We start from the raw sequence: 20485 nt of genomic DNA, 5'->3' as shown, positions 1-20485 counted from the left end.
CGCCTTTTTCGATCGCTGTATCACAGGCATCGAGGGAGGGTTCAGACGCGTTTTCCCATGAGGATTACCCATGCAACTGGTCTGCCCGGCAGGCAACCTGCCTGCGCTAAAAGCGGCGGTGCGCCAAGGCGCCGATGCCGTTTATGTCGGTTTTCGCGATGACACCAATGCCCGGCATTTTGCAGGGCTGAACATGGACGACAAACAGTTCGACGCGGCGGTCGCCCACATTCGTCAGCATCAACGAAAACTCTATGTCGCGGTCAACACCTACCCGCAACCCAAGGGCTGGGAGCGCTGGCAGCGCGCGGTTGATCGCGCCGCCGATTTTGGTGTGGATGCGCTGATCGCCGCCGACCCCGGCGTACTCAACTACGCCAGCCAGCGGCATCCGCAACTGGCGCTGCACCTGTCGGTGCAGGGCTCGGCGACCCATGCCGCGGCCCTGGAGTTTTATGCGCAGCGCTACGGAGTTCGTCGCGCGGTACTGCCACGGGTGTTGTCGTTGGCGCAGGTGCGTCAGGTCGCTGCAAGCAGCCCGGTGCCCATCGAAGTCTTTGGCTTCGGCAGCTTGTGCATCATGGCTGAAGGGCGTTGCCATCTGTCTTCGTACATTACCGGTGAGTCGCCGAACCTCTGTGGCGTCTGTTCGCCGGCCAAAGCGGTGCGCTGGAGCGAAGACGCCGACGGCTTGAGTGCACGGCTCAGTGAAGTGCTGATCGACCGTTACACCCCTGAGGAACCCGCCGGTTATCCGACCCTGTGCAAAGGCCGTTTCCTGGTCGGCGGCAAACGCTTTCATGCGCTGGAAGAACCCACCAGCCTCGACACCCTGGACTTGCTGCCGGAATTGACGGCCATCGGCGTCGAGGCGGTCAAAATCGAGGGCCGGCAACGCAGCCCGGCGTATGTCGAACAAGTCACCCGTGTCTGGCGTGCGGCGCTGGATGCCCATCGTGGTTCGCCGGGCAGTTTTCGGGTCAAGGAAGAATGGCGACGGGTGTTGGCCGGTTTGTCCGAAGGCAGCCAGACCACTTTGGGTGCTTACCATCGATCATGGCAATGAGGGAGGCGACATGAAGCTCAGCCTTGGACCGGTCCTGTTTTATTGGGACAAAGCGCAACTCAGCAACTTTTACGCCGAGATGTCGGCCTTGCCCCTGGATGTGATTTATCTGGGGGAAACCGTGTGCTCGAAACGCCGGTCATTTTCATTGGATCAATGGTTGGGGCTGGGGCGCGAGTTACAAGAATGCAGCCAGGCACAACTGGTTCTCTCCAGCCTGACGCTTATCGAAGCGGCCTCCGAACTCTCTAGCCTGCGGCGGCTCTGCGACAACGGCCAACTGTTGGTGGAAGCCAACGACATGGGCGCGGTGCAGTTTCTGGCCGAGCGCAAGTTGCCGTTCGTGGGCGGTCCTGCGCTGAATGTGTACAACGGGCATACGCTCACGCAACTGCTGGACGGCGGGATGACCCGTTGGGTGCCGCCCGTGGAGTGTTCGGCGACGCTGATTAGCGATGTGCTCGATCAGGTGCGGGAACTGGGTCGAGAGGTCCCGGAAGTCGAGGTCTTCGCTTATGGACATTTGCCGTTGGCCTATTCCGCACGCTGCTTCACCGCGCGGGCGGAAAACCGGCCCAAGGACGACTGCCAGTTTTGCTGCATCAACTACCCCGACGGCCTGCCGCTGACCAGTCAGGAAGGGCAGGCACTGTTCACCATTAACGGCATTCAAACGATGTCGGCCGAGGTGACCAATCTCCTGGCAGATTACGCAGGGCTGGTGGCCTGCGGCGCTGATTTGTTGCGACTGAGCCCTCGTTATCAAGGCATGGCGCAGGTCATTGCCGCCTATCAACGGGTTCGTCTGGGCGAGACACCGCCGGTGTTCGTCGACGGTTGTAACGGTTACTGGCATGGCCAGGCCGGCATGTTGCGCGTCGAGGAGGTCGGCCTGTGTTGAATCGGAAGAAGTGGCTGCTCAAAGGCGCCGACCGGTTGTTGCCGTTGGTGCGCCGGGTGCCTTTTGTCGTGCAGCGTCTGGCGTTGCAGCAGGCGCTCAATCGCTGCCTCGCGGAGCCGTTGCGCGACGGCGAGTTTGAAGTGTTGCGTGGGCGCTGGTTGTGCTTGCGGATTCCGGACCTGGGGTTGTCCTGGTTTCTTACGCTGACCCGTGAAGGGTTGCGAATTGCTGAACGCGCCAACGCGCATGTGACCATCAGTGGTAACTGGCGTGAGTTTTTATTGCTGGCGAGTCGTCAGGAGGATCCGGATACTTTGTTCTTTCGCAGGCGTTTGGTGATAGAGGGCGATACGGAGTTGGGGCTGGCGCTGAAGAACCTGATCGACAGCCTCGATCCCGACGTGTTGCCTGTGTGGCTGTGGCGCAATCTGGAGCGGGCAGGGAAGGGGTTGGCGGCGCAGTACAACCTGCAAACGCCGGTCAAAATGTGAGAGCGGGCTTGCTCGCGAAGGCTGTGTGTCAGTCAACATCAATGTTGAATATCAGTCCGCCTTCGCGAGCAGGCCCGCGCCCACATTAGAATGTATTTGTTCCACAGACTGGCGGGCATCACTGGCAATCAACTGCTTGATCCCTTCAAACAACTCATCCCCCTGCGCCTCCGTACAGTCCTCGCCAAAGCGTTTGCGCAACCCGTAATGGCTAAGAATCAAATGCACATCCGCGTGCAAACCATGCTGCTTCAGGCAGTTTTCGACGCATTGCAACGGACAACCATCCAAAGCAAAAATCCGCCGTCCCGAGCGTGCCTTGTTGACCAACGCCGCCACGTGCCCGCCGACCCCGACGATGCAGGACATTTCCGCCAGTCCGCTGCGATCAAGCCGCACGGCCAGGGTATTGGCCAGTTGGGCAACGTTGGAGCAGCCTGAGCAGGAGTAAATCAGGGGCAAGGTTGAACGGGACATGAGCGCTCTCCATGGATGGACATCTTCAGTGTGCAAGAGCGGTGGCATTGCGCATTGACGGCGGTCAATTACGACTATTGGAAGGCCGCGAGATCCTCTTCGGCGAGGATGCTGATGTTGCGGCGTTCCATCGCGATCAGGCCGCTGTCCACCAGGCGGTGCAAGATCCGCGAAAAGGTTTCCGGCTGAATGCCCAGCTTCGAGGCCACCAGGCGTTTGGACACCTGCAACACAATCAAACCGCTGACCGGGTTGCGTTCCTGGAACAGGAAGTTGATCACCCGGCGGCTCGCACTGGCCATGGTCAAGGTGTCGATGTCGCGCAGACGCAGGTGCAGGTGCACGCTCATGCTCGCCAGGATCGCCAGGCAGACTTTCGGCTGATCTTCCAGGGCATTGCGGTAGTGGTTGCCCTCGATACTCACCAGTACGCTGTCTTTCAGCGCCGTGGCGCTGACCGGGTAGAGACGGGCCTGGCTGAACAGTAAAGCTTCGGCAAAGGTCTGGCCCGGCTGGATGATCTCCACCAGATTCTCCTGGCCTTCGCCGGTCAGCCGATACAACTTGATCTGGCCGCTGACCAGCAGGAAGAAACGCTTGGCCGGATCCCCTTGGTGCATGAGTGTGCTGTGACAACTCAGGCGCTTGAGCATCGCCAGGCCGCAGACTTCCTCGAAGATTTTCTCCGGAAGTTGGCTGAACAGATGGTGACGGCGCAACGTTAAAACGATGGAAGGGTGGGTCAGCATGGCGTACCTCCGCTGACGCTCATAGTAGAGAGTGTCGGCCGGATGACCTATGCCTCTGCCGGTCTACCTCCAAAGAGGCATACCCGTCATCCGGCATTGCGCAGATGCTCCATGGCCCATACCGCGGCCTCGACCCGCGAGCGCAAGCCGAGTTTGTGCAGCAGGTTTTTCACATGAACCTTGACCGTCCCTTCAGTGATGCCGAGCTTGTGCCCGATGACTTTGTTGCTGAAGCCGCTGGCGATGGTTTTCAGCACCTGACGTTCACGCTCGGTCAGTTCCACCACGGTCTGGCGCTGGGGTGAGCGCAGTGCCTGGGCCATGACCTGGGTCAGCCCCGGGCTGATCACCAATTCGCCGTTCAAGGCATTGCGGATGTACTGAATCAACAGCTCGGGCTCCATGTCCTTGAGCAGGTAGCCGTCGGCATCCAGACGCAGCGCGTCGCGAATATCGTCTTCGGCATCCGAGACCGTAAACAGCAGCACCTTGCCGGTGTAGTGCATCGCCCGTAACTGGCGCAGGGTTTCAATGCCATTCATTACCGGCATGTTGTTATCGAGCAACACCAGATCCGGTTGCAGCGGCTCGATCAGTCCGAGCGCTTCTTCGCCGTTGCTGGCTTCACCGACGATCAGGAAATCATCTTCGAGTTCGAGCATCTGGCGGATGCCGTGACGCATCATCGGATGGTCATCGACCAGCAGGATGGTGTGTTGCAGGGACGGGTTCATGTGACGCTACCTTCTGTTTTTTGTCCCAGAAACTCCGGTTGGAATTCCAGTTGGACACGGGTGCCTTGCGGCTCCCTGGAGACGATTTCGAGTTGACCGCGCAAGCTGCGGGCCCGCTCATCCATGATTTTCAGGCCGTGATGCTCGCGTTGGTCGACGTTGCCGCTGAAGCCACGCCCGTCGTCTTCGACGATCAGCCTCACGGTTTCACCGTCCTGACGCAGTTGCAGCCAGGCGTTTTGCGCGTGGGCGTGACGCAGGCAATTGGAGAGTGCCTCGCGGGTGATCTGCAGAATGTGGATTTGTTCGCTGGCCGATAATTGAAAGGCCAGCGCGTCGACGTGCAGGTGCACCTGGCACTCCCCGCGACGGGAGAACTCTTCGGCGGTGTCCTTGAGCTCCTGCACCAGCCCCGCATCGTGAATCTGCAAGCGAAAGGTGGTCAGCAACTCGCGTAACTGGCGATAGGCATTGTTCAGCCCTTCGCGCAGTTCGGCGGTGACGTTCTCCAGGGTCTCGACCGGTTCGCCACGACGCATCAGGGTCTGCAGGCGGCTGACTTGCAGCTTCATGTAGGACAGGGCCTGGGCCAGTGAGTCGTGGAGCTCGCGGGCAATGATGGTGCGTTCGTCGAGCAACAGCAGGCGATGATCCTGTTCCCGTTGGCGCTTGAGCGAGAGCGAGGTGCCGATCAGGTTGGCCAGGGCCTGGATCAGTTGGGTTTCCCAGGCTTGCGTCGGGTGTCCATCGACAAAATGCGCCTTGAGCTCACCCAGTTCGCTGCCCTGGTTGCTGATGCTGAAGGTTTGCGGGCTGGCTTTATGGTGCTTCTGGCACGTGGCGCAATCGCTGCTGGCGCAGACTTCGCGGATGTTGGCGCCATGCAGGGCGAGCAACTGTTGGGCCGGGGCCTGCAATTGACCTTGCAGGCACAGCGACAGGCGCAAGCCGGGCAGGCGTTGCTGGAAGCGCCGGATCAACTCATCCAAACCTTCGGCATTGGCCAGGCGTGTAGCCAGGCTTCGACTGCTTTGGTACAGCAATTCAAGGGCCGCATTGGCTTGTTGCAGGTTCAGGGTTTTCTGCTGGACCTGACTCTCAAGGGTGCGATGCGAGTCTTCGATCGTCTCGGCCATGGCGTTGAAACTCATGGCCAATTGGCCCAATTCGTCCTGGGACTGATGGTTGACCCGCACCTTGAAATCGCCACGACGAAAACGCTGGGTCGCGTCCACCAACTCTTTCAGGGGCGTGACCACGCCATATTGCAGTTCGTAAAGCCCAAGCAGCAGGACGATCATCGTGGTGAACAGCGCCAAGCCCTGGATAACTTGTTGCCAGCCTTGCTTCTGTTCGCTTTGGCGCTGTAACAGGTCGACGAAATGGTTCAGTTGCTCAACGAAGGGCAGGGCCTGGAGCTGAAAATAGGCGGCATCACCGCGTTCCAGTGCCGGACGCAAATCCTCGTTCCATTGTTGCTGGATTTGCCCGTAGCTGATCTGCAGTGCGGTGGCCGGGCCATCTTCCAGCACGGCTTTGAGTGACTGGCTGTTTAAACGGGTTTGCAGGCTGTCGGTGATGGCGAGGATTTCTTCGCCGGTTGCCCCTGCGGCCAGTTTCCAGCTCAGGTGGTAGGTCTCCATGCGCACAGAGCCTGCGGTGTTGATGGCAGCCGCATCACCCTGGCTGAACCAGGCGATCAGTCCGGCACTCAACGAACTGGCGAGGGCGAGCACGGCGATCAGGATCACGGCCAGCCCGGCGCGAGCGGGCAGGGAGCTGCGCAACCAGCGCATCATCAGCGCAGGTCCCGGACAATTTCAGGAAAACAGAGCATGTGGAACCCCAGGTCAGGGTTTTGCCGCCGATCCAGGGCGCGCTACCTCTAAAGAGTTGTCGACTGATCCTTGTCAGCAAAAACCGTGGCGAAAAACCTTAAGACACTGATAAACAAACGGTTTCAGGGTTCTTCTGTACTACCTCCTTAGAGGTAGACCCCGCAAGCATAGGCCTATGCCCCCATGGGCTTCGTTGACGTAGGTCAAGTTTTTGCGGGGTTGGCCTCTCTAGTCTGCCGCCATGGCTAACTGACTGGAGAGCATTGTGACCGAACCCCGTGTACGACAAGGCCTGGTGCTGGGCATGAGCACATTGGCCTTCACTGTCTGCTTCATGGTCTGGATGATGTTTGCCGTGCTCGGGGTGCCGATCAAGGACCTTCTCCAGCTCAACGAAACCCAGTTCGGCCTGCTGGCCGCGACGCCGGTGCTGACCGGTTCGCTGGTGCGTCTGCCACTGGGGCTGCTGACCGACCGCTTTGGTGGGCGCAGCGTGTTCTTCCTGCTGATGCTGGCCTGCGTCGCGCCGCTGTACCTGATCAGTCACGCCACCGCCTATTGGCAGTTCCTGGTGCTGGGCTTGTTCGTCGGCCTGGCCGGCGGCTCGTTCTCGGTGGGGATCGCCTACGTCGCCAAATGGTTCGACAAGGAGAATCAGGGCTTCGCCATGGGCATCTTCGGCGCCGGTAACGCCGGAGCCGCGGTGACCAAGTTTCTGGCCCCGGCATTGATCGCTGCCGGCAGTTGGCAGTTGGTGCCGAAAGTTTTCAGCGCGATCCTATTTATCACCGCGCTGTTGTTCTGGTTCCTCAGCGCCGAGAACAAAAACCACCGCAGCGCTTCGGGCGCCACGTTGCGTGAGCAATTGAGTTCGCTGAAGGACCCGGCCGTGTGGCGCTACTGCCAGTACTACTCGATCGTCTTCGGTGGTTATGTCGCCCTGGCGCTGTGGATGACCAAATACTACGTGCAGGAATACGGTTTCAGCCTGCAAAGCGCGGCGCTGCTGGCGGCCTGTTTTTCCCTGCCCGGTGGCGTGCTGCGTGCGGTCGGTGGCTGGATGTCGGATCGCTGGGGTGCGCAAAGCGTGACCTGGTGGGTGTTGTGGATCAGCTGGATCTGCCTGTTCCTGCTCTCGTATCCCCAGACCCAACTGCAAGTACAAACGATCAACGGCCCGGTGGATTTTCACATCGGCCTCAACCCCGCGCTGTTCACCGTACTGCTGTTCGTCATGGGCATCGCCTTCGCGTTCGGCAAGGCCTCGGTCTTCAAATACATCGCCAATGACTACCCGAAAAACATGGGTGCGGTGTCCGGCATCGTCGGCCTCGCCGGTGGCCTGGGCGGCTTCGTGTTGCCAATCCTGTTCGGCGCCCTGGTGGACCTCACCGGCGTGCGCTCTTCCTGCTTCATGTTGATGTACGGCGTGGTCTGGGTCTCCCTCACCTGGATGTACTTCAGCGAAATACGCAAAAGCCCGGTGCTGGGTAAAGCGCCGCTGCTGACACCGTCCCCGATTTCCAGCATTGCCCTAGGAGAAGAACATGTCCGTTCTGCAAAAGCCTGACAAAGGCCCGGTCATTCATGACTGGCGCCCCGAGGACCCCGCGTTCTGGGGAAGTAGCGGCAAACAGACCGCCACGCGCAACTTGTGGATTTCCATTCCTGCGTTGCTGCTGGCCTTTGCGGTGTGGATGGTCTGGAGCACGGTGATCGTGCGTTTGAACGCCATCGGTTTCTCCTTCACCACCGACCAGCTGTTCTGGCTGGCGGCGTTGCCGGGGCTGTCCGGGGCGACCTTGCGGATCTTCTATTCCTTTATGGTGCCGATCTTCGGTGGCCGTCGCTGGACCGCCCTGAGCACCGCGTCGCTGTTGCTGCCATCGATCTGGATGGGCTTCGCCGTGCAGGACCCGAGCACCTCCTACAGCGTGTTCGTGTTGATTGCGTTGCTCTGCGGTTTTGGTGGCGGCAACTTCGCGTCGAGCATGTCCAACATCAGTTTCTTCTATCCCAAGTCGCAGCAGGGCACGGCCCTTGGCCTCAACGCGGGGCTGGGTAACCTGGGCGTCTCGGTGATGCAGTTCTGTGTGCCGCTGGTGATTACCTTCGGTGTGTTCGGTTTCATGGGCGGCTCGCCGCAAGCACTACCGGACGGCGGCCAGTTGTGGTTGCAGAACGCCGGCTTCATCTGGGTGCCGTTTATTGTCCTGGTGACCGTGCTGGCCTGGTTTGGCATGAATGATCTGTCCAGTGCCCGGGCCTCGTTCAGCGAACAGGCGGTGATCTTCAAACGCAAACACAACTGGCTGATGTGCTGGTTGTACCTGGCGACCTTCGGTTCATTCATCGGTTTCTCCGCCGCGTTTCCGCTGCTGATCAAAACCTCGTTCCCTGACGTGATTGCCTTGAAATTCGCTTTCCTCGGCCCGTTGGTGGGTGCGCTGGTGCGTCCATTGGGCGGCTGGCTGGCGGACAAGCTCGGCGGTGCGAAGGTGACCTTGTGGAACTTCGTGCTGATGATCGTGATGGTGTTCGGTGTTCTGCACTTTCTGCCGCAAAGCGGCCAGGGCGGTAACTTCTACGGCTTCCTCGGTATGTTCATGCTGCTGTTCATCACCACCGGCGTCGGCAACGGTTCCACCTTCCGCATGATCCCGGTGATCTTCCGCACCCAACATGAAAAAGCCTCAGCCGGCAAACCAGCCGCCGTGCGCGAACAAGCGCTCAAGGATGCCGGCAAAGAATCAGCTGCGGTCCTGGGCTTCAGTTCGGCCATGGGCGCCTTCGGCGCGTTCTTTATTCCCAAATCCTTCGGCACTTCGATGGCCCAGACCGGCGGCCCGGAGATGGCCTTCTACATGTTCGTCGGCTTTTACCTGAGCTGCATCGTGGTGACCTGGTGGTGGTACGCGCGCAAAGGCGCCGCGACACCCTGCTGAGCCGAGCTGCATCCAACCATTGCGTGGGCGGGGCACAGACCCCGCGACAAAGCCTGAGAGGACTACACCGTGAGTCATTTACTGGATCAATTGCGGTTTTTCAACCGCAAGCAAAACGAGTTTTCCGACGGTCATGGCGAGACCCGCAAAGAGTCGCGTGACTGGGAGAACGTCTACCGTTCGCGCTGGCAGTACGACAAGATCGTGCGTTCCACCCACGGGGTGAACTGCACCGGTTCCTGCTCGTGGAAAATCTACGTCAAGAACGGCCTGATCACCTGGGAAACCCAGCAGACCGACTACCCGCGTACCCGTAACGATCTGCCGAACCATGAGCCCCGTGGCTGTCCGCGTGGTGCCAGTTACAGCTGGTACATCTACAGCGCCAACCGGCTCAAGTACCCGAAAATCCGCAAGCCATTGCTCAAGCTCTGGCGCGATGCGCGGCAGACCATGGCGCCAGTGGAAGCCTGGGCCAGCATCGTCGAGGACAAGGCCAAGGCCGACTCCTATAAAAGCAAGCGTGGCATGGGTGGCTTCATCCGCTCCAACTGGGAGGAAGTCAACGAGATCATTGCCGCGGCCAACGTCTATACGATCAAGCAATACGGCCCGGACCGGATCGTCGGCTTCTCGCCGATCCCGGCCATGTCGATGGTCAGCTATGCCGCAGGCTCGCGTTACCTGTCGCTGATCGGTGGCGCCTGCCTGAGCTTCTACGACTGGTACTGCGACTTGCCACCGGCCTCGCCGATGGTCTGGGGCGAGCAGACCGACGTGCCGGAATCGGCCGACTGGTACAACTCCAACTACATCATTGCCTGGGGCTCCAACGTCCCGCAAACCCGTACTCCCGACGCGCACTTCTTCACCGAAGTCCGCTACAAGGGCACCAAGACGGTCGCGATCACCCCGGATTACTCGGAAGTCGCCAAGCTCACCGACCTGTGGCTGAACCCTAAGCAAGGCACTGACGCGGCGCTGGCGCAGGCGTTCAACCATGTGATCTTCAAAGAATTCCACCTGGACAAACCGAGCGCCTATTTCACCGACTACGCCAAGCGTTTCACCGATTTGCCGGTGCTGGTGCTGCTCAAGCAAATGGTCGACAAGGCACCGGGCGCCGGTTACCAGCCGGACCGTTTCCTGCGTGCCAGCGACCTGACCGACAACCTCGGCCAGGAAAACAACCCGGAATGGAAAACCATCGCCCTCGACGTCAGCGGCGAACTGGTTTCGCCTCAGGGTTCCATCGGTTATCGCTGGGGCGAGAAGGGCAAGTGGAACATCCTGCCTCGTGAAGGCGGCGAAGGCCGTGAGATCGATCTGAAACTGAGCCTGATTGGCGGTGACGTTGCCGAAGTGGCGTTCCCGTATTTTGCCGGCGAGTCCCACGAACACTTCCAGCACGTGGCCGGCGATGCCGTGCAATACCGCCGCGTGCCGGTTCACAGCGTGGTGCTGGCGGACGGCAGCGTGGCCAAAGTCGCCACCGTGTTCGACCTGTCGGCCGCCAATCTGGCGATCGACCGTGGCTTGGGGGGTGAAAACGTCGCCAAGGATTACAACGACGCCTCGGTGCCCGGCACCCCGGCCTGGCAGGAGCAGATCACTGGCGTCAGCCGCGAGAAGGCCATCCAGATCGCCCGTGAGTTCGCCGACAACGCCGACAAGACCAAGGGCCGCTCGATGATCATCGTCGGCGCGGCGATGAACCACTGGTACCACATGGACATGAACTACCGCGGGCTGATCAACATGCTCATGCTCTGCGGGTGTGTCGGCCAGACCGGTGGCGGTTGGGCGCACTACGTTGGCCAGGAAAAACTGCGTCCGCAATGCGGCTGGCTGCCATTGGCGTTCGGCCTGGACTGGAACCGTCCGCCTCGCCAGATGAACGGCACCAGCTTCTTCTACGCTCACAGTTCGCAGTGGCGCCACGAGAAGATGAGCATGCACGACGTGCTCTCGCCACTGGCCGATAAATCAAAATTCCCCGAGCATGCCCTGGACTACAACATCCGCGCCGAACGCGCCGGCTGGTTGCCCAGCGCACCGCAACTCAACACTAACCCTTTGCACATTTGCCGTGACGCGGCGGCGGCCGGCATGGAGCCGAAAGACTACGTGGTCAAGTCGCTGCAGGACGGTTCGCTGCGCTTCTCCTGCGAACAGCCGGACAGCCCGGTCAACTTCCCGCGCAACATGTTCATCTGGCGTTCCAACCTGCTGGGCTCCTCGGGCAAGGGCCACGAGTACATGCTCAAGTACCTGCTGGGCACCAAAAACGGGGTGATGAACGAAGACATCGGCCAGGTCGGCGATTGCAAACCTGAAGAAGCCGAATGGGTGGATGAGGGCGCCATCGGCAAGCTTGATCTGGTCACTACGCTGGACTTCCGCATGTCCTCGACCTGCGTCTATTCCGACATCGTGTTGCCGACCGCGACCTGGTACGAAAAAGACGACATGAACACCTCGGACATGCACCCGTTCATTCACCCGTTGTCGGCAGCGATCGACCCGGCGTGGGAATCGCGTTCCGACTGGGAAATCTACAAAGGCATCGCCAAGGCATTTTCCAGCATGTCCGAAGGGCACCTGGGCGTTGAAAAGGATCTGGTGACCATCCCGCTGATGCACGACAGCGTCGGCGAACTGGCCCAGCCGTTTGGCGGCACCGACTGGAAAAGCGCCGGCGTGGCACCGGTGCCAGGCAAAAACGCACCGAATCTGCACGTGGTGGAGCGTGACTACCCGAACATCTACAAACAGTTCTCGTCCCTCGGGCCATTACTGGAAAAACACGGCAACGGCGGCAAGGGCATCAACTGGAACACCGAAGACGAAGTGAAATTCCTCGGTGAACTCAATCACAAAGAAGGCGATGCCGGTATCAGTCACGGCCGTCCGAAAATCGACACGGCCATCGATGCGGCAGAAGTGATTCTGTCCCTGGCGCCGGAAACCAACGGCCAGGTGGCGGTCAAGGCCTGGGCCGCGCTGTCGGAATTCACCGGCATCGACCACAGCCACCTGGCGCTGTCCAAGGCCCACGAGGCGATTCGTTTTCGCGACATCCAGGCACAGCCGCGCAAGATCATTTCCAGCCCGACCTGGTCGGGCCTCGAAGACGATCACGTCAGCTACAACGCCGGCTATACCAACGTTCACGAAGGGATCCCGTGGCGCACCATCACCGGTCGCCAGCAGTTTTACCAGGATCACCCGTGGATGCAGGCGTTCGGCGAGCAACTGATGAGTTATCGCCCGCCGGTCAACACCCGCACCATCGAAGGGGTAAAAGGCAAGCGCAGCAACGGCCACAAGGAAATCGTCCTGAACTGGATTACCCCGCACCAGAAATGGGGCATTCACAGCACCTACAGCGACAACCTGCTGATGCTGACCCTCAGCCGTGGCGGGCCGATTGTCTGGCTCTCGGAGAACGACGCGAAAAGCGCCGGCATCGAGGACAACGACTGGATCGAGTGCTTCAACGTCAACGGTGCACTGACCGCCCGGGCGGTGGTCAGTCAGCGCGTCAAGGACGGCATGGTGATGATGTATCACGCACAGGAACGGATCGTGAACGTGCCAGGTTCGGAAACCACCAAGACCCGTGGCGGCCACCACAACTCGGTCACCCGCGTCGTGCTCAAACCGACCCACATGATCGGCGGCTATGCCCAACAGGCCTACGGTTTCAACTATTACGGCACGGTCGGTTGCAACCGCGATGAATTCGTCGTGGTGCGCAAAATGTCCAAAGTCGACTGGCTCGATGGTTCAAGTGGCGATGACCTGCCACGTCCGCTGCCGACCGATATTGAGGAGAACTGAGATGAAGATTCGCTCACAAATCGGCATGGTTCTGAACCTGGACAAATGCATCGGTTGCCACACCTGTTCGATCACTTGCAAAAACGTCTGGACCAGCCGCGAAGGCATGGAATACGCCTGGTTCAACAACGTCGAATCAAAACCCGGGATCGGCTACCCGAAAGAATGGGAAAACCAGGACAAGTGGAAGGGCGGCTGGATCCGCAACGCCAACGGCACGATCAACCCGCGCATCGGCGGTAAATTCCGCGTGTTGGCGAACATTTTCGCCAACCCGGACCTGCCGAGCCTCGACGACTACTACGAACCGTTCGACTTCGATTACCAGCACCTGCACACCGCGCCGCTGGGCGAGCATCAACCCACCGCGCGTCCGCGTTCGCTGATCTCCGGCAAGCGCATGGAAAAAATCGAGTGGGGCCCGAACTGGGAAGAAATCCTCGGCACCGAATTCGCCAAACGTCGCAAGGACAAGAACTTCGACAAGATTCAGGCGGACATTTACGGCGAGTACGAAAACACGTTCATGATGTATTTGCCGCGCCTGTGCGAGCACTGCCTCAACCCGACGTGCGCGGCGTCGTGCCCGAGCGGTGCGATCTACAAGCGTGAAGAAGACGGCATCGTCCTGATCGACCAGGAAAAATGCCGTGGCTGGCGGATGTGCATCAGCGGCTGCCCGTACAAGAAGATCTATTTCAACTGGAAAAGCGGTAAGTCCGAGAAATGCATCTTCTGCTACCCGCGTATCGAAGCCGGGATGCCGACCGTTTGCGCGGAAACCTGCGTCGGGCGCATCCGCTACCTCGGCGTGCTGCTGTATGACGCCGACCGCATCAGCGAAGTGGCGAGCACCGCCAATGAGCAGGACCTGTACGAGAAACAACTGGAGATCTTCCTCGATCCGAACGATCCGGCAGTGATTCGTCAGGCCCTGGCCGATGGCGTACCGCAATCGGTGATCGATTCCGCTCAGCGTTCGCCGGTCTACAAAATGGCCGTGGACTGGAAACTCGCGCTGCCGCTGCACCCGGAATACCGCACCTTGCCGATGGTCTGGTACGTGCCGCCACTGTCGCCGATCCAGAACGCTGCCACTGCCGGCACCGTCGGCATGAACGGGGTGATCCCGGATGTCGACAGCCTGCGTATTCCCCTGAAGTACCTGGCGAACCTGCTGACGGCGGGTGATGAAAAGCCGGTCAAGCGTGCGCTTAAACGTTTGCTGGCGATGCGCGCCTACAAACGTTCCGAGCAAGTCGACGGCGTGCAGGACCTGCAGGTGCTGGCGGATGTCGGCCTGAGTGTGGCCCAGGTCGAGGAGATGTATCGCTACCTGGCAATCGCCAACTACGAAGACCGCTTTGTGGTACCGAGCGCCCACCGTGAAGACGCCATGAGCGACGCCTTTGCCGAGCGCTCCGGTTGCGGTTTCAGCTTTGGTAGCGGCTGCAGCGGCAGCTCCGACACCAACATGTTCGGTGCGAAGAAAGCCAACCGCCGCGACATCCTGAAAACCGTCCAGTTGTGGGAGGAATGAGCATGCAAATTCTCAAAGTGATTTCGCTGCTGCTCGATTACCCGACCGAGACACTGATTGGCGGTCGCGACGAACTCGAGCAAGCGATCATCCAGTCACGGGAAATCAGCCCGAAGCAACGGGGTGCGTTGTTCGAATTGTTGGAGTTGATCTGCGCCAATGACCTGATGGATGGGCAGGAACACTACGGTGCGCTGTTCGGTCGAGGCCGCTCGCTGTCGCTGCTCTTGTTCGAGCACGTGCATGGCGAATCCCGCGATCGCGGCCAGGCGATGGTCGACATGATGGCGCAATACGAAGAAGCCGGTTTTGCCATCGGTGTCAAAGAGCTGCCCGATTACATCCCGCTGTACCTGGAGTTCCTGTCCACCCGCGAAGACATCGAGGCCCGGGAGGGCCTGGCGGATGTTTCGCACTTGCTGGCCTTGCTCGCCGCACGTCTGGAAGAGCGCGAAAGCGCCTATGCCAGCTGCTTCCGGGCGCTGCTGCAAATTGCCGGGGCCGAGCCGCATCAAGCGGTGGCCGACCTGCGGGCGCAGGTGGCGGCGGAGCCGCGCGACGACTCCCTGGAAGCCCTCGACAAGATCTGGGAAGAGGAGGCCGTGGACTTTCTCCAGGCCGAACAGCAGGACCGTTGCAGTGGACTGCCAAGCGCACCGGGCAAGGCCCGGGAAGAAAGCGCGGTGCCGTTGCACTGGGTGGATTTTCAGCATGAAGGGTTGGCCGCCGTGCCGGCCAAGGAGGTAGGCAATGTCTAAATGGAACCTGTTGTTGTTCGGGGTCTATCCCTACGTCGCCCTGGCGATTTGCCTGATTGGCAGCTGGGCGCGTTTTGATCTGTCGCAGTACACCTGGAAGGCCGGCTCGAGCCAGATGCTCAATCAGCGCGGCATGCGCGTGGCGAGCAACTTCTTCCACATCGGTGTGTTGTTCGTACTGGCCGGACACTTTGTCGGCCTGCTGACCCCTGCGTCGGTTTATCACCACGTGATCAGCACTGAGAACAAGCAGTTGCTGGCGATGGTGTCCGGTGGCTTCTTTGGTCTGTTGTGCCTGATTGGCTTGCTGATGCTGGTCAATCGGCGGTTGACCGATCCACGGGTCCGCGCCACGTCCAGCCCCTCGGACATTCTGATTCTGCTGGTGCTGCTGGCGCAGTTGCTGCTGGGGCTGCTGACGATCGTTGCGTCCACCGCGCATATGGACGGCTCGGTGATGGTGATGCTCGCCGATTGGGCACAGAACACCGTGTTGTTGCGTCCGGTGGAAGCAGCGGCGGCCATCGCGCCGGTTGGGCTGATCTACAAGCTGCATGTGTTTCTCGGTTTGACCCTGTTTGTGCTGTTCCCCTTCACCCGTCTCGTACACATGATCAGCGCACCGATCTGGTACCTGGGGCGCCGTTATCAAATCGTTCGTCAGAAGTACTGAGGAGACAATCATGTCAGGTGGATGCGGATGTGGTGGCGGTAATGGGGGCGGCGGTGGCTGCGGTTCTTCAAAAAAATCGGAGGCCGTTCTCGACATGGCGCCGGTCGCAGAGGCGCAGTTCGAAGCGCTGCCGGTTGAGCCCGCAGGGGCCGATGACGCCCCGGCGCAGTTGATCGCCAGCAGTGAACAGGAGTGGCCGATCATCAGCGTCAACGAGGTGTCGATCACGCCGGAAGCGATGGCCCAGGAGCTGCAATATCACCCGGCCGAAAGCCGCGAAGAAGCGGTGTACTTGGCCGCCCGGGCACTGGTGATCCGCGAGTTGTTGCAGCAACGCATTGCCGAACTCGGCGTATCGATGGAGATCGGTGCTGGCGAGAACGAAGAAGAAGCGGCCACGCGTTTGTTGCTTGAACGCGAGGTGCATGTGCCGCAGTGCGACGAGGAAACCAGTCTTCGTTACTACGAAAACAATCGCGGACGCTTCCACAGTGCTCCGTTGCTGGCGGTGCGGCACATCCTGCTCGAATGTGCGCCGGACGATGTCGAGGCGCGCAGCCTTGCGCATGTTCAGGCGGAAATCCTGCTGCAACGTCTGGAAGAATTCCCCGGCACTTTCGCCGAACTGGCGGTGAACTATTCGGCCTGCCCGTCGAAGGCCCAGGGTGGTTCTTTGGGGCAGATCAGTAAGGGCCAGACCGTGCCTGAACTGGAACGTCAGTTGTTCACTCTGGCACCGGGCCTGGCCAGCAAACCGCTGGAAAGTCGCTACGGCTGGCATGTAGTCAGTGTCGATCAGCGAATCGAAGGCATGCCGTTGCCCTATGAAGTGGTGTCGACGGCGATTCGCACGCAGTTGCAGCAAGGCGTCTGGCAAAAAGCCCTGGTGCAATACCTGCAAACCCTGATCGGTGCGGCGGATATTCGCGGTATCCATCTGCAGGGCGCCGACTCACCGCTGGTGCAGTGAGCATCAAGGTAAACCGGGAGATGTGATGAACGCTGTAATGCAGGATGGCTTTGGACGGCAGATTGATTATCTGCGGATGTCGGTGACGGACCGCTGTGATTTTCGCTGTGTGTATTGCATGGCGAAAAACATGACCTTCCTGCCGCGTCAGCAGGTGCTCACCCTTGAAGAGTTGCAGCGTTTGGCAACGCTGTTCGTTGGCCTGGGTGTACGCAAGATTCGCCTGACCGGCGGCGAGCCGCTGATTCGTCCGGGCATTGTCGAACTTTGTCGCAACATCGCCGCGTTGCCCGGTTTGCGCGAATTGGTGATGACCAGCAACGGCTCGCAGCTGGGCCGTCTGGCCCGGCCGTTGGTCGATGCCGGGGTGAAGCGGATGAACATCAGCCTCGATAGCCTGGACGGGCAGAAGTTTCGCGCGATCACTCGCATTGGCGATCTCGATCAAGTGCTCAACGGCATCGAGGCAGCACGGGACGCGGGGTTCGAGCGAATCAAACTCAACTGCGTGGTGATGAAGGGCCGCAACTTTGATGAAGTCCCGGCGTTGGTGCAGTACGCCATCGACCAGCGCATCGATATCAGTTTCATCGAGGAAATGCCCTTGGGCGATGTCGGGCGTTCCCGGGGTGAATCGTTTTGTTCCAGCGACGAGGTTCGGTCGCTGATCGCCAGCCAGCATCGGTTACTCGACAGCACTGAAAACAGCGGTGGACCGGCGCGCTACGTGCGCCTGGAACGCCATCCGGAGACCCGGATCGGTTTCATTTCACCCAACAGCCACAACTTCTGCGGCAGCTGCAACCGGGTACGGATGACCGTTGAAGGGAAGCTGTTGCTGTGTTTGGGGCAGGACGATGCCCTGGATTTAAAAGGATTGCTGCGGCGTTATCCGCTGGATGATCAGCCCGTGATCAATGCTGTGCAGAAGGCCTTGCGCGGCAAGCCGTTGCGCCACGATTTCAGCCCCGAAGGGGAGGTGCAGATTGTACGGTTCATGAACATGAGTGGCGGTTGAGCTGATCTGTAAAACACAGCAAATCAATGTGCGAGCGAGCCTGCTCGCGATAGCGGTAGAACAATCGACATCAATGTTGAGCGTGCTGCAGTCATCGCGAGCAGGCTCGCTCCCACATTAGATTTTCTTCTGCCGTCATCGGACGTTTTTTCGCCGGGAAATCTTGATGTCGATCAATTGCAGATCAGCCCTTTGTCCGTAGTCTTCACTGCATGTTGTGTTTATTTGTCTATAAACATCTATATGTAGTATCTGGAGGCCGAATGCAAAGTACGCTGATCGCAGTAGGATGTAACCGCTTGCACAAACGCGATGGCAGTCAGGTCGCCTTCGATGCCGACAAAATCCGTCAGGCATTGATCGCCGCCGGCAAGGCGACGGGGGAGTACGCCGAGGTTGAGGTTGAAGGCTTGCTTAACGCGGTATTGGCCAGGCTCGAAGGTTTGCCAAGACTCCATGTCGAGCAAATCCAGGACCGCGTTGAACGGGTGTTGATGGACGCCGGATATTTCCTCGCCATGCGTGCCTACATCGTCTACCGCGAACAGCACGGGCGCTTGCGCCGCGACCGCCGGACCATGGTCGAGGTGGCGACTTCGATGAACGAATACCTGGACCGTGAAGACTGGCGGGTCCAGGCCAACGCCAATCAGGGGTATTCACTGGGCGGACTGGTGTTGAACGTGTCGGGCAAGGTCACTGCCAACTACTGGCTGGACGAGGTGTACAGCGAGGCCATCGGCCAGGCCCACCGTGAGGCGGATTTGCATGTGCACGACCTCGACATGCTCGCCGGTTACTGCGCCGGCTGGTCGCTGCGCACCCTGTTGCATGAAGGGCTCAACGGTGTGCCGGGGCGTGTCGAAGCCGGTCCGCCAAAGCACTTGAGCAGTGCCTTGGGGCAGATGGTGAATTTTCTCGGCACCCTGCAAAACGAATGGGCCGGCGCCCAGGCGTTCAGCTCGTTCGACACCTATCTGGCGCCCTACGTGCGCAAGGATCAACTGAGTTTTCAGGAAGTACGCCAGGCGATCCAGGAGTTCATCTACAACCTCAACGTACCGTCACGCTGGGGCACGCAGACGCCATTTACCAACCTGACCTTCGACTGGGTGTGCCCCCAGGATTTGCGTGAGCAGATACCCGTCATCGGCGGTGAAGAAATGCCGTTTGCCTATGGTGACCTGCAAGCCGAAATGGAGCTGCTCAACCGCGCTTACATCGAAGTGATGCAGGCCGGCGACGCGAAAGGGCGGGTGTTCACCTTTCCGATCCCGACCTACAACATCACCCATGACTTTCCGTGGGACAGTGAAAACGCCGATCGTCTGTTCGAGATGACCGCGCGGTACGGTCTGCCGTATTTCCAGAACTTCCTCAATTCGGACCTGCAACCCAATCAGGTGCGCTCGATGTGCTGCCGTTTGCAGCTGGATGTGCGCGAGTTGCTCAAGCGTGGTGGCGGCTTGTTCGGCTCAGCGGAACAGACCGGATCGCTCGGCGTTGTCACCATCAACTGCGCTCGGCTGGGCTATGTGTTCAAGGGTGATACCAGCGGTTTACTGCAGCGTCTGGACACTCTGATGGAACTGGCGATGGAAAGCCTGGAGGTCAAGCGCAAGGTGATTCAGCACCACATGGATGCCGGTTTGTACCCGTACACCAAGCGATACCTCGGAACCCTGCGCAACCATTTTTCCACCATCGGCCTCAACGGCATGCATGAAATGCTGCGCAATTTCACCGGCGACGAGGAGGGCATGCACACCGAGCAGGGCCGCCAGTTCGCTTTGAAGATGCTCGATCATGTGCGCGCCACGTTGCTGCGGTTCCAGGAAGAAACCGGCCACATGTACAACCTTGAAGCGACGCCGGCCGAGGGCACGACTTACCGCTTCGCCAAGGAAGACCTCAAGCGTTACCCCGGCATTCTCCAGGCCGGCAGCGTGCAAGCGCCGTATTACACCAACTCCTCCCAACTGCCCGTGGGCTACACCGAAGACCCCTTCGAGGCGTTGGAACTTCAGGACGAACTGCAATGCAAATACACCGGCGGTACCGTCTTGCATCTGTACATGGCCGAGCGGATTTCCTCGACCGAGGCGTGCAAGCAACTGGTGCGCAAAGCCCTTGGCCGCTTCCGCCTGCCGTACCTGACCGTGACCCCGACGTTCTCCATCTGCCCGGTGCACGGCTACCTCGATGGCGAGCATGAGTTCTGCCCCAAATGCGACGAGGTCTTGCTGCTGCAAGAACAGAAGCTCGGCACCGTTCATTGATTTCGATCCACTCAACCGCAAGGAGCTTCACCATGACTGCATCGCAAACACTGCCCCAGGCTCAACGTCAACGCTGCGAAGTCTGGACCCGGGTGATGGGCTATCACCGCCCTGTGTCGGCGTTCAATCCAGGCAAACAGTCGGAGCACCGCGAGCGGGTGCACTTCACTGAAAGCGCGGCACTGGCCGGGCGCCAGTGAGTC

The 20485-nt window shown here is 59.9% G+C and carries 17 protein-coding genes; 13 read left to right on the top strand and 4 right to left on the bottom strand.

The window, feature by feature from the left end; all coding sequences use genetic code 11:
• The first annotated feature begins 70 nt into the window (after positions 1 to 70).
• The 3 genes from ubiU to ubiT are packed head-to-tail and all read left to right on the top strand — an operon-like array spanning position 71 to position 2458.
• Positions 71 to 1066: a ubiquinone anaerobic biosynthesis protein UbiU gene (gene ubiU / locus B723_RS21575; protein WP_017338881.1), complete on the top strand. Its 996-nt coding sequence runs from the start codon at positions 71 to 73 to the stop codon at positions 1064 to 1066.
• 10 nt (positions 1067 to 1076) lie between these two features.
• Positions 1077 to 1967, top strand: a complete 891-nt coding sequence (locus B723_RS21570) for a U32 family peptidase (RefSeq protein ID WP_017338880.1) — start codon at positions 1077 to 1079, stop codon at positions 1965 to 1967.
• A complete protein-coding gene (ubiT, locus tag B723_RS21565) occupies positions 1961 to 2458 on the top strand; it encodes a ubiquinone anaerobic biosynthesis accessory factor UbiT (protein WP_017338879.1) in 498 nt (165 codons plus the stop codon). The genes B723_RS21570 and ubiT overlap by 7 nt, the downstream gene beginning before the upstream one ends.
• A gap of 51 nt (positions 2459 to 2509) precedes the next feature.
• On the opposite strand, the gene B723_RS21560 is transcribed toward ubiT, so the two are convergent.
• From B723_RS21560 to B723_RS21545, 4 genes are all read right to left on the bottom strand, one after another.
• Positions 2510 to 2935 (bottom strand): putative zinc-binding protein, encoded by a 426-nt coding sequence (locus B723_RS21560; protein ID WP_017338878.1) that lies wholly within the window; start codon positions 2933 to 2935, stop codon positions 2510 to 2512.
• A 74-nt stretch (positions 2936 to 3009) separates the two neighbouring features.
• Entirely contained in the window at positions 3010 to 3684 is a 675-nt protein-coding gene (locus tag B723_RS21555; protein ID WP_017338877.1) for a Crp/Fnr family transcriptional regulator, read from the bottom strand.
• Between the two features lie 86 nt (positions 3685 to 3770).
• Complete coding sequence (narL, locus tag B723_RS21550) at positions 3771 to 4418, bottom strand: two-component system response regulator NarL (protein WP_010460222.1); 648 nt, start codon at positions 4416 to 4418, stop codon at positions 3771 to 3773.
• Entirely contained in the window at positions 4415 to 6217 is a 1803-nt protein-coding gene (locus B723_RS21545; protein ID WP_017338876.1) for a HAMP domain-containing protein, read from the bottom strand. The genes narL and B723_RS21545 overlap by 4 nt, the downstream gene beginning before the upstream one ends.
• Positions 6218 to 6521: 304 nt before the next feature.
• Here B723_RS21545 and B723_RS21540 point away from each other — a divergent pair, with 304 nt between their 5' ends.
• From B723_RS21540 to nrdD, 10 genes are all read left to right on the top strand, one after another.
• Positions 6522 to 7826, top strand: a complete 1305-nt coding sequence (locus B723_RS21540) for an MFS transporter (RefSeq protein WP_017338875.1) — start codon at positions 6522 to 6524, stop codon at positions 7824 to 7826.
• Positions 7804 to 9201: a NarK family nitrate/nitrite MFS transporter gene (locus tag B723_RS21535; protein ID WP_017338874.1), complete on the top strand. Its 1398-nt coding sequence runs from the start codon at positions 7804 to 7806 to the stop codon at positions 9199 to 9201. Before B723_RS21540 ends, B723_RS21535 begins: the two co-directional genes overlap by 23 nt.
• A 69-nt stretch (positions 9202 to 9270) precedes the next feature.
• A complete protein-coding gene (locus B723_RS21530; RefSeq protein WP_017338873.1) occupies positions 9271 to 13044 on the top strand; it encodes a nitrate reductase subunit alpha in 3774 nt (1257 codons plus the stop codon).
• Between the two features lies 1 nt (position 13045).
• Positions 13046 to 14584, top strand: coding sequence for a nitrate reductase subunit beta (narH, locus tag B723_RS21525; protein ID WP_010460230.1), 1539 nt, complete (start codon positions 13046 to 13048; stop codon positions 14582 to 14584).
• Between the two features lie 2 nt (positions 14585 to 14586).
• Positions 14587 to 15342, top strand: coding sequence for a nitrate reductase molybdenum cofactor assembly chaperone (narJ, locus tag B723_RS21520; RefSeq protein ID WP_017338872.1), 756 nt, complete (start codon positions 14587 to 14589; stop codon positions 15340 to 15342).
• Positions 15335 to 16015, top strand: a complete 681-nt coding sequence (narI, locus tag B723_RS21515) for a respiratory nitrate reductase subunit gamma (protein ID WP_017338871.1) — start codon at positions 15335 to 15337, stop codon at positions 16013 to 16015. The genes narJ and narI overlap by 8 nt, the downstream gene beginning before the upstream one ends.
• Before the next feature lie 10 nt (positions 16016 to 16025).
• Positions 16026 to 16985 (top strand): peptidylprolyl isomerase, encoded by a 960-nt coding sequence (locus B723_RS21510; protein WP_031318932.1) that lies wholly within the window; start codon positions 16026 to 16028, stop codon positions 16983 to 16985.
• A 25-nt stretch (positions 16986 to 17010) separates the two neighbouring features.
• Positions 17011 to 18003: a GTP 3',8-cyclase MoaA gene (moaA, locus tag B723_RS21505; RefSeq protein ID WP_017338869.1), complete on the top strand. Its 993-nt coding sequence runs from the start codon at positions 17011 to 17013 to the stop codon at positions 18001 to 18003.
• A gap of 263 nt (positions 18004 to 18266) precedes the next feature.
• Positions 18267 to 20282: a ribonucleoside triphosphate reductase gene (locus B723_RS21500; protein WP_017338868.1), complete on the top strand. Its 2016-nt coding sequence runs from the start codon at positions 18267 to 18269 to the stop codon at positions 20280 to 20282.
• 32 nt (positions 20283 to 20314) lie between these two features.
• Positions 20315 to 20482 (top strand): anaerobic ribonucleoside-triphosphate reductase, encoded by a 168-nt coding sequence (gene nrdD, locus B723_RS33935; protein WP_017338867.1) that lies wholly within the window; start codon positions 20315 to 20317, stop codon positions 20480 to 20482.
• The last annotated feature ends 3 nt before the right edge of the window (positions 20483 to 20485 follow it).

It is taken from the genome of Pseudomonas fluorescens NCIMB 11764, assembly GCF_000293885.2.
Lineage (GTDB): Bacteria > Pseudomonadota > Gammaproteobacteria > Pseudomonadales > Pseudomonadaceae > Aquipseudomonas > Aquipseudomonas fluorescens_B.
The sequence above is the reverse complement of the archived record's forward strand: the minus strand, read 5'-3'. Positions and strand labels throughout refer to the sequence as shown.

What these genes read in the sequence shown, in the direction of transcription:
- B723_RS21545 (WP_017338876.1), bottom strand. Translation starts at nt 6,217, where the DNA reads ATGATGCGCTGGTTGCGCAGCTCCCTGCCCGCTCGCGCCGGGCTGGCC.
- B723_RS21510 (WP_031318932.1), top strand. Translation starts at nt 16,026, where the DNA reads ATGTCAGGTGGATGCGGATGTGGTGGCGGTAATGGGGGCGGCGGTGGC.
- narL (WP_010460222.1), bottom strand. Translation starts at nt 4,418, where the DNA reads ATGAACCCGTCCCTGCAACACACCATCCTGCTGGTCGATGACCATCCG.
- narI (WP_017338871.1), top strand. Translation starts at nt 15,335, where the DNA reads ATGTCTAAATGGAACCTGTTGTTGTTCGGGGTCTATCCCTACGTCGCC.
- moaA (WP_017338869.1), top strand. Translation starts at nt 17,011, where the DNA reads ATGAACGCTGTAATGCAGGATGGCTTTGGACGGCAGATTGATTATCTG.
- B723_RS21535 (WP_017338874.1), top strand. Translation starts at nt 7,804, where the DNA reads ATGTCCGTTCTGCAAAAGCCTGACAAAGGCCCGGTCATTCATGACTGG.
- B723_RS21555 (WP_017338877.1), bottom strand. Translation starts at nt 3,684, where the DNA reads ATGCTGACCCACCCTTCCATCGTTTTAACGTTGCGCCGTCACCATCTG.
- narH (WP_010460230.1), top strand. Translation starts at nt 13,046, where the DNA reads ATGAAGATTCGCTCACAAATCGGCATGGTTCTGAACCTGGACAAATGC.
- B723_RS21570 (WP_017338880.1), top strand. Translation starts at nt 1,077, where the DNA reads ATGAAGCTCAGCCTTGGACCGGTCCTGTTTTATTGGGACAAAGCGCAA.
- B723_RS21500 (WP_017338868.1), top strand. Translation starts at nt 18,267, where the DNA reads ATGCAAAGTACGCTGATCGCAGTAGGATGTAACCGCTTGCACAAACGC.
- ubiU (WP_017338881.1), top strand. Translation starts at nt 71, where the DNA reads ATGCAACTGGTCTGCCCGGCAGGCAACCTGCCTGCGCTAAAAGCGGCG.
- nrdD (WP_017338867.1), top strand. Translation starts at nt 20,315, where the DNA reads ATGACTGCATCGCAAACACTGCCCCAGGCTCAACGTCAACGCTGCGAA.
- B723_RS21560 (WP_017338878.1), bottom strand. Translation starts at nt 2,935, where the DNA reads ATGTCCCGTTCAACCTTGCCCCTGATTTACTCCTGCTCAGGCTGCTCC.
- narJ (WP_017338872.1), top strand. Translation starts at nt 14,587, where the DNA reads ATGCAAATTCTCAAAGTGATTTCGCTGCTGCTCGATTACCCGACCGAG.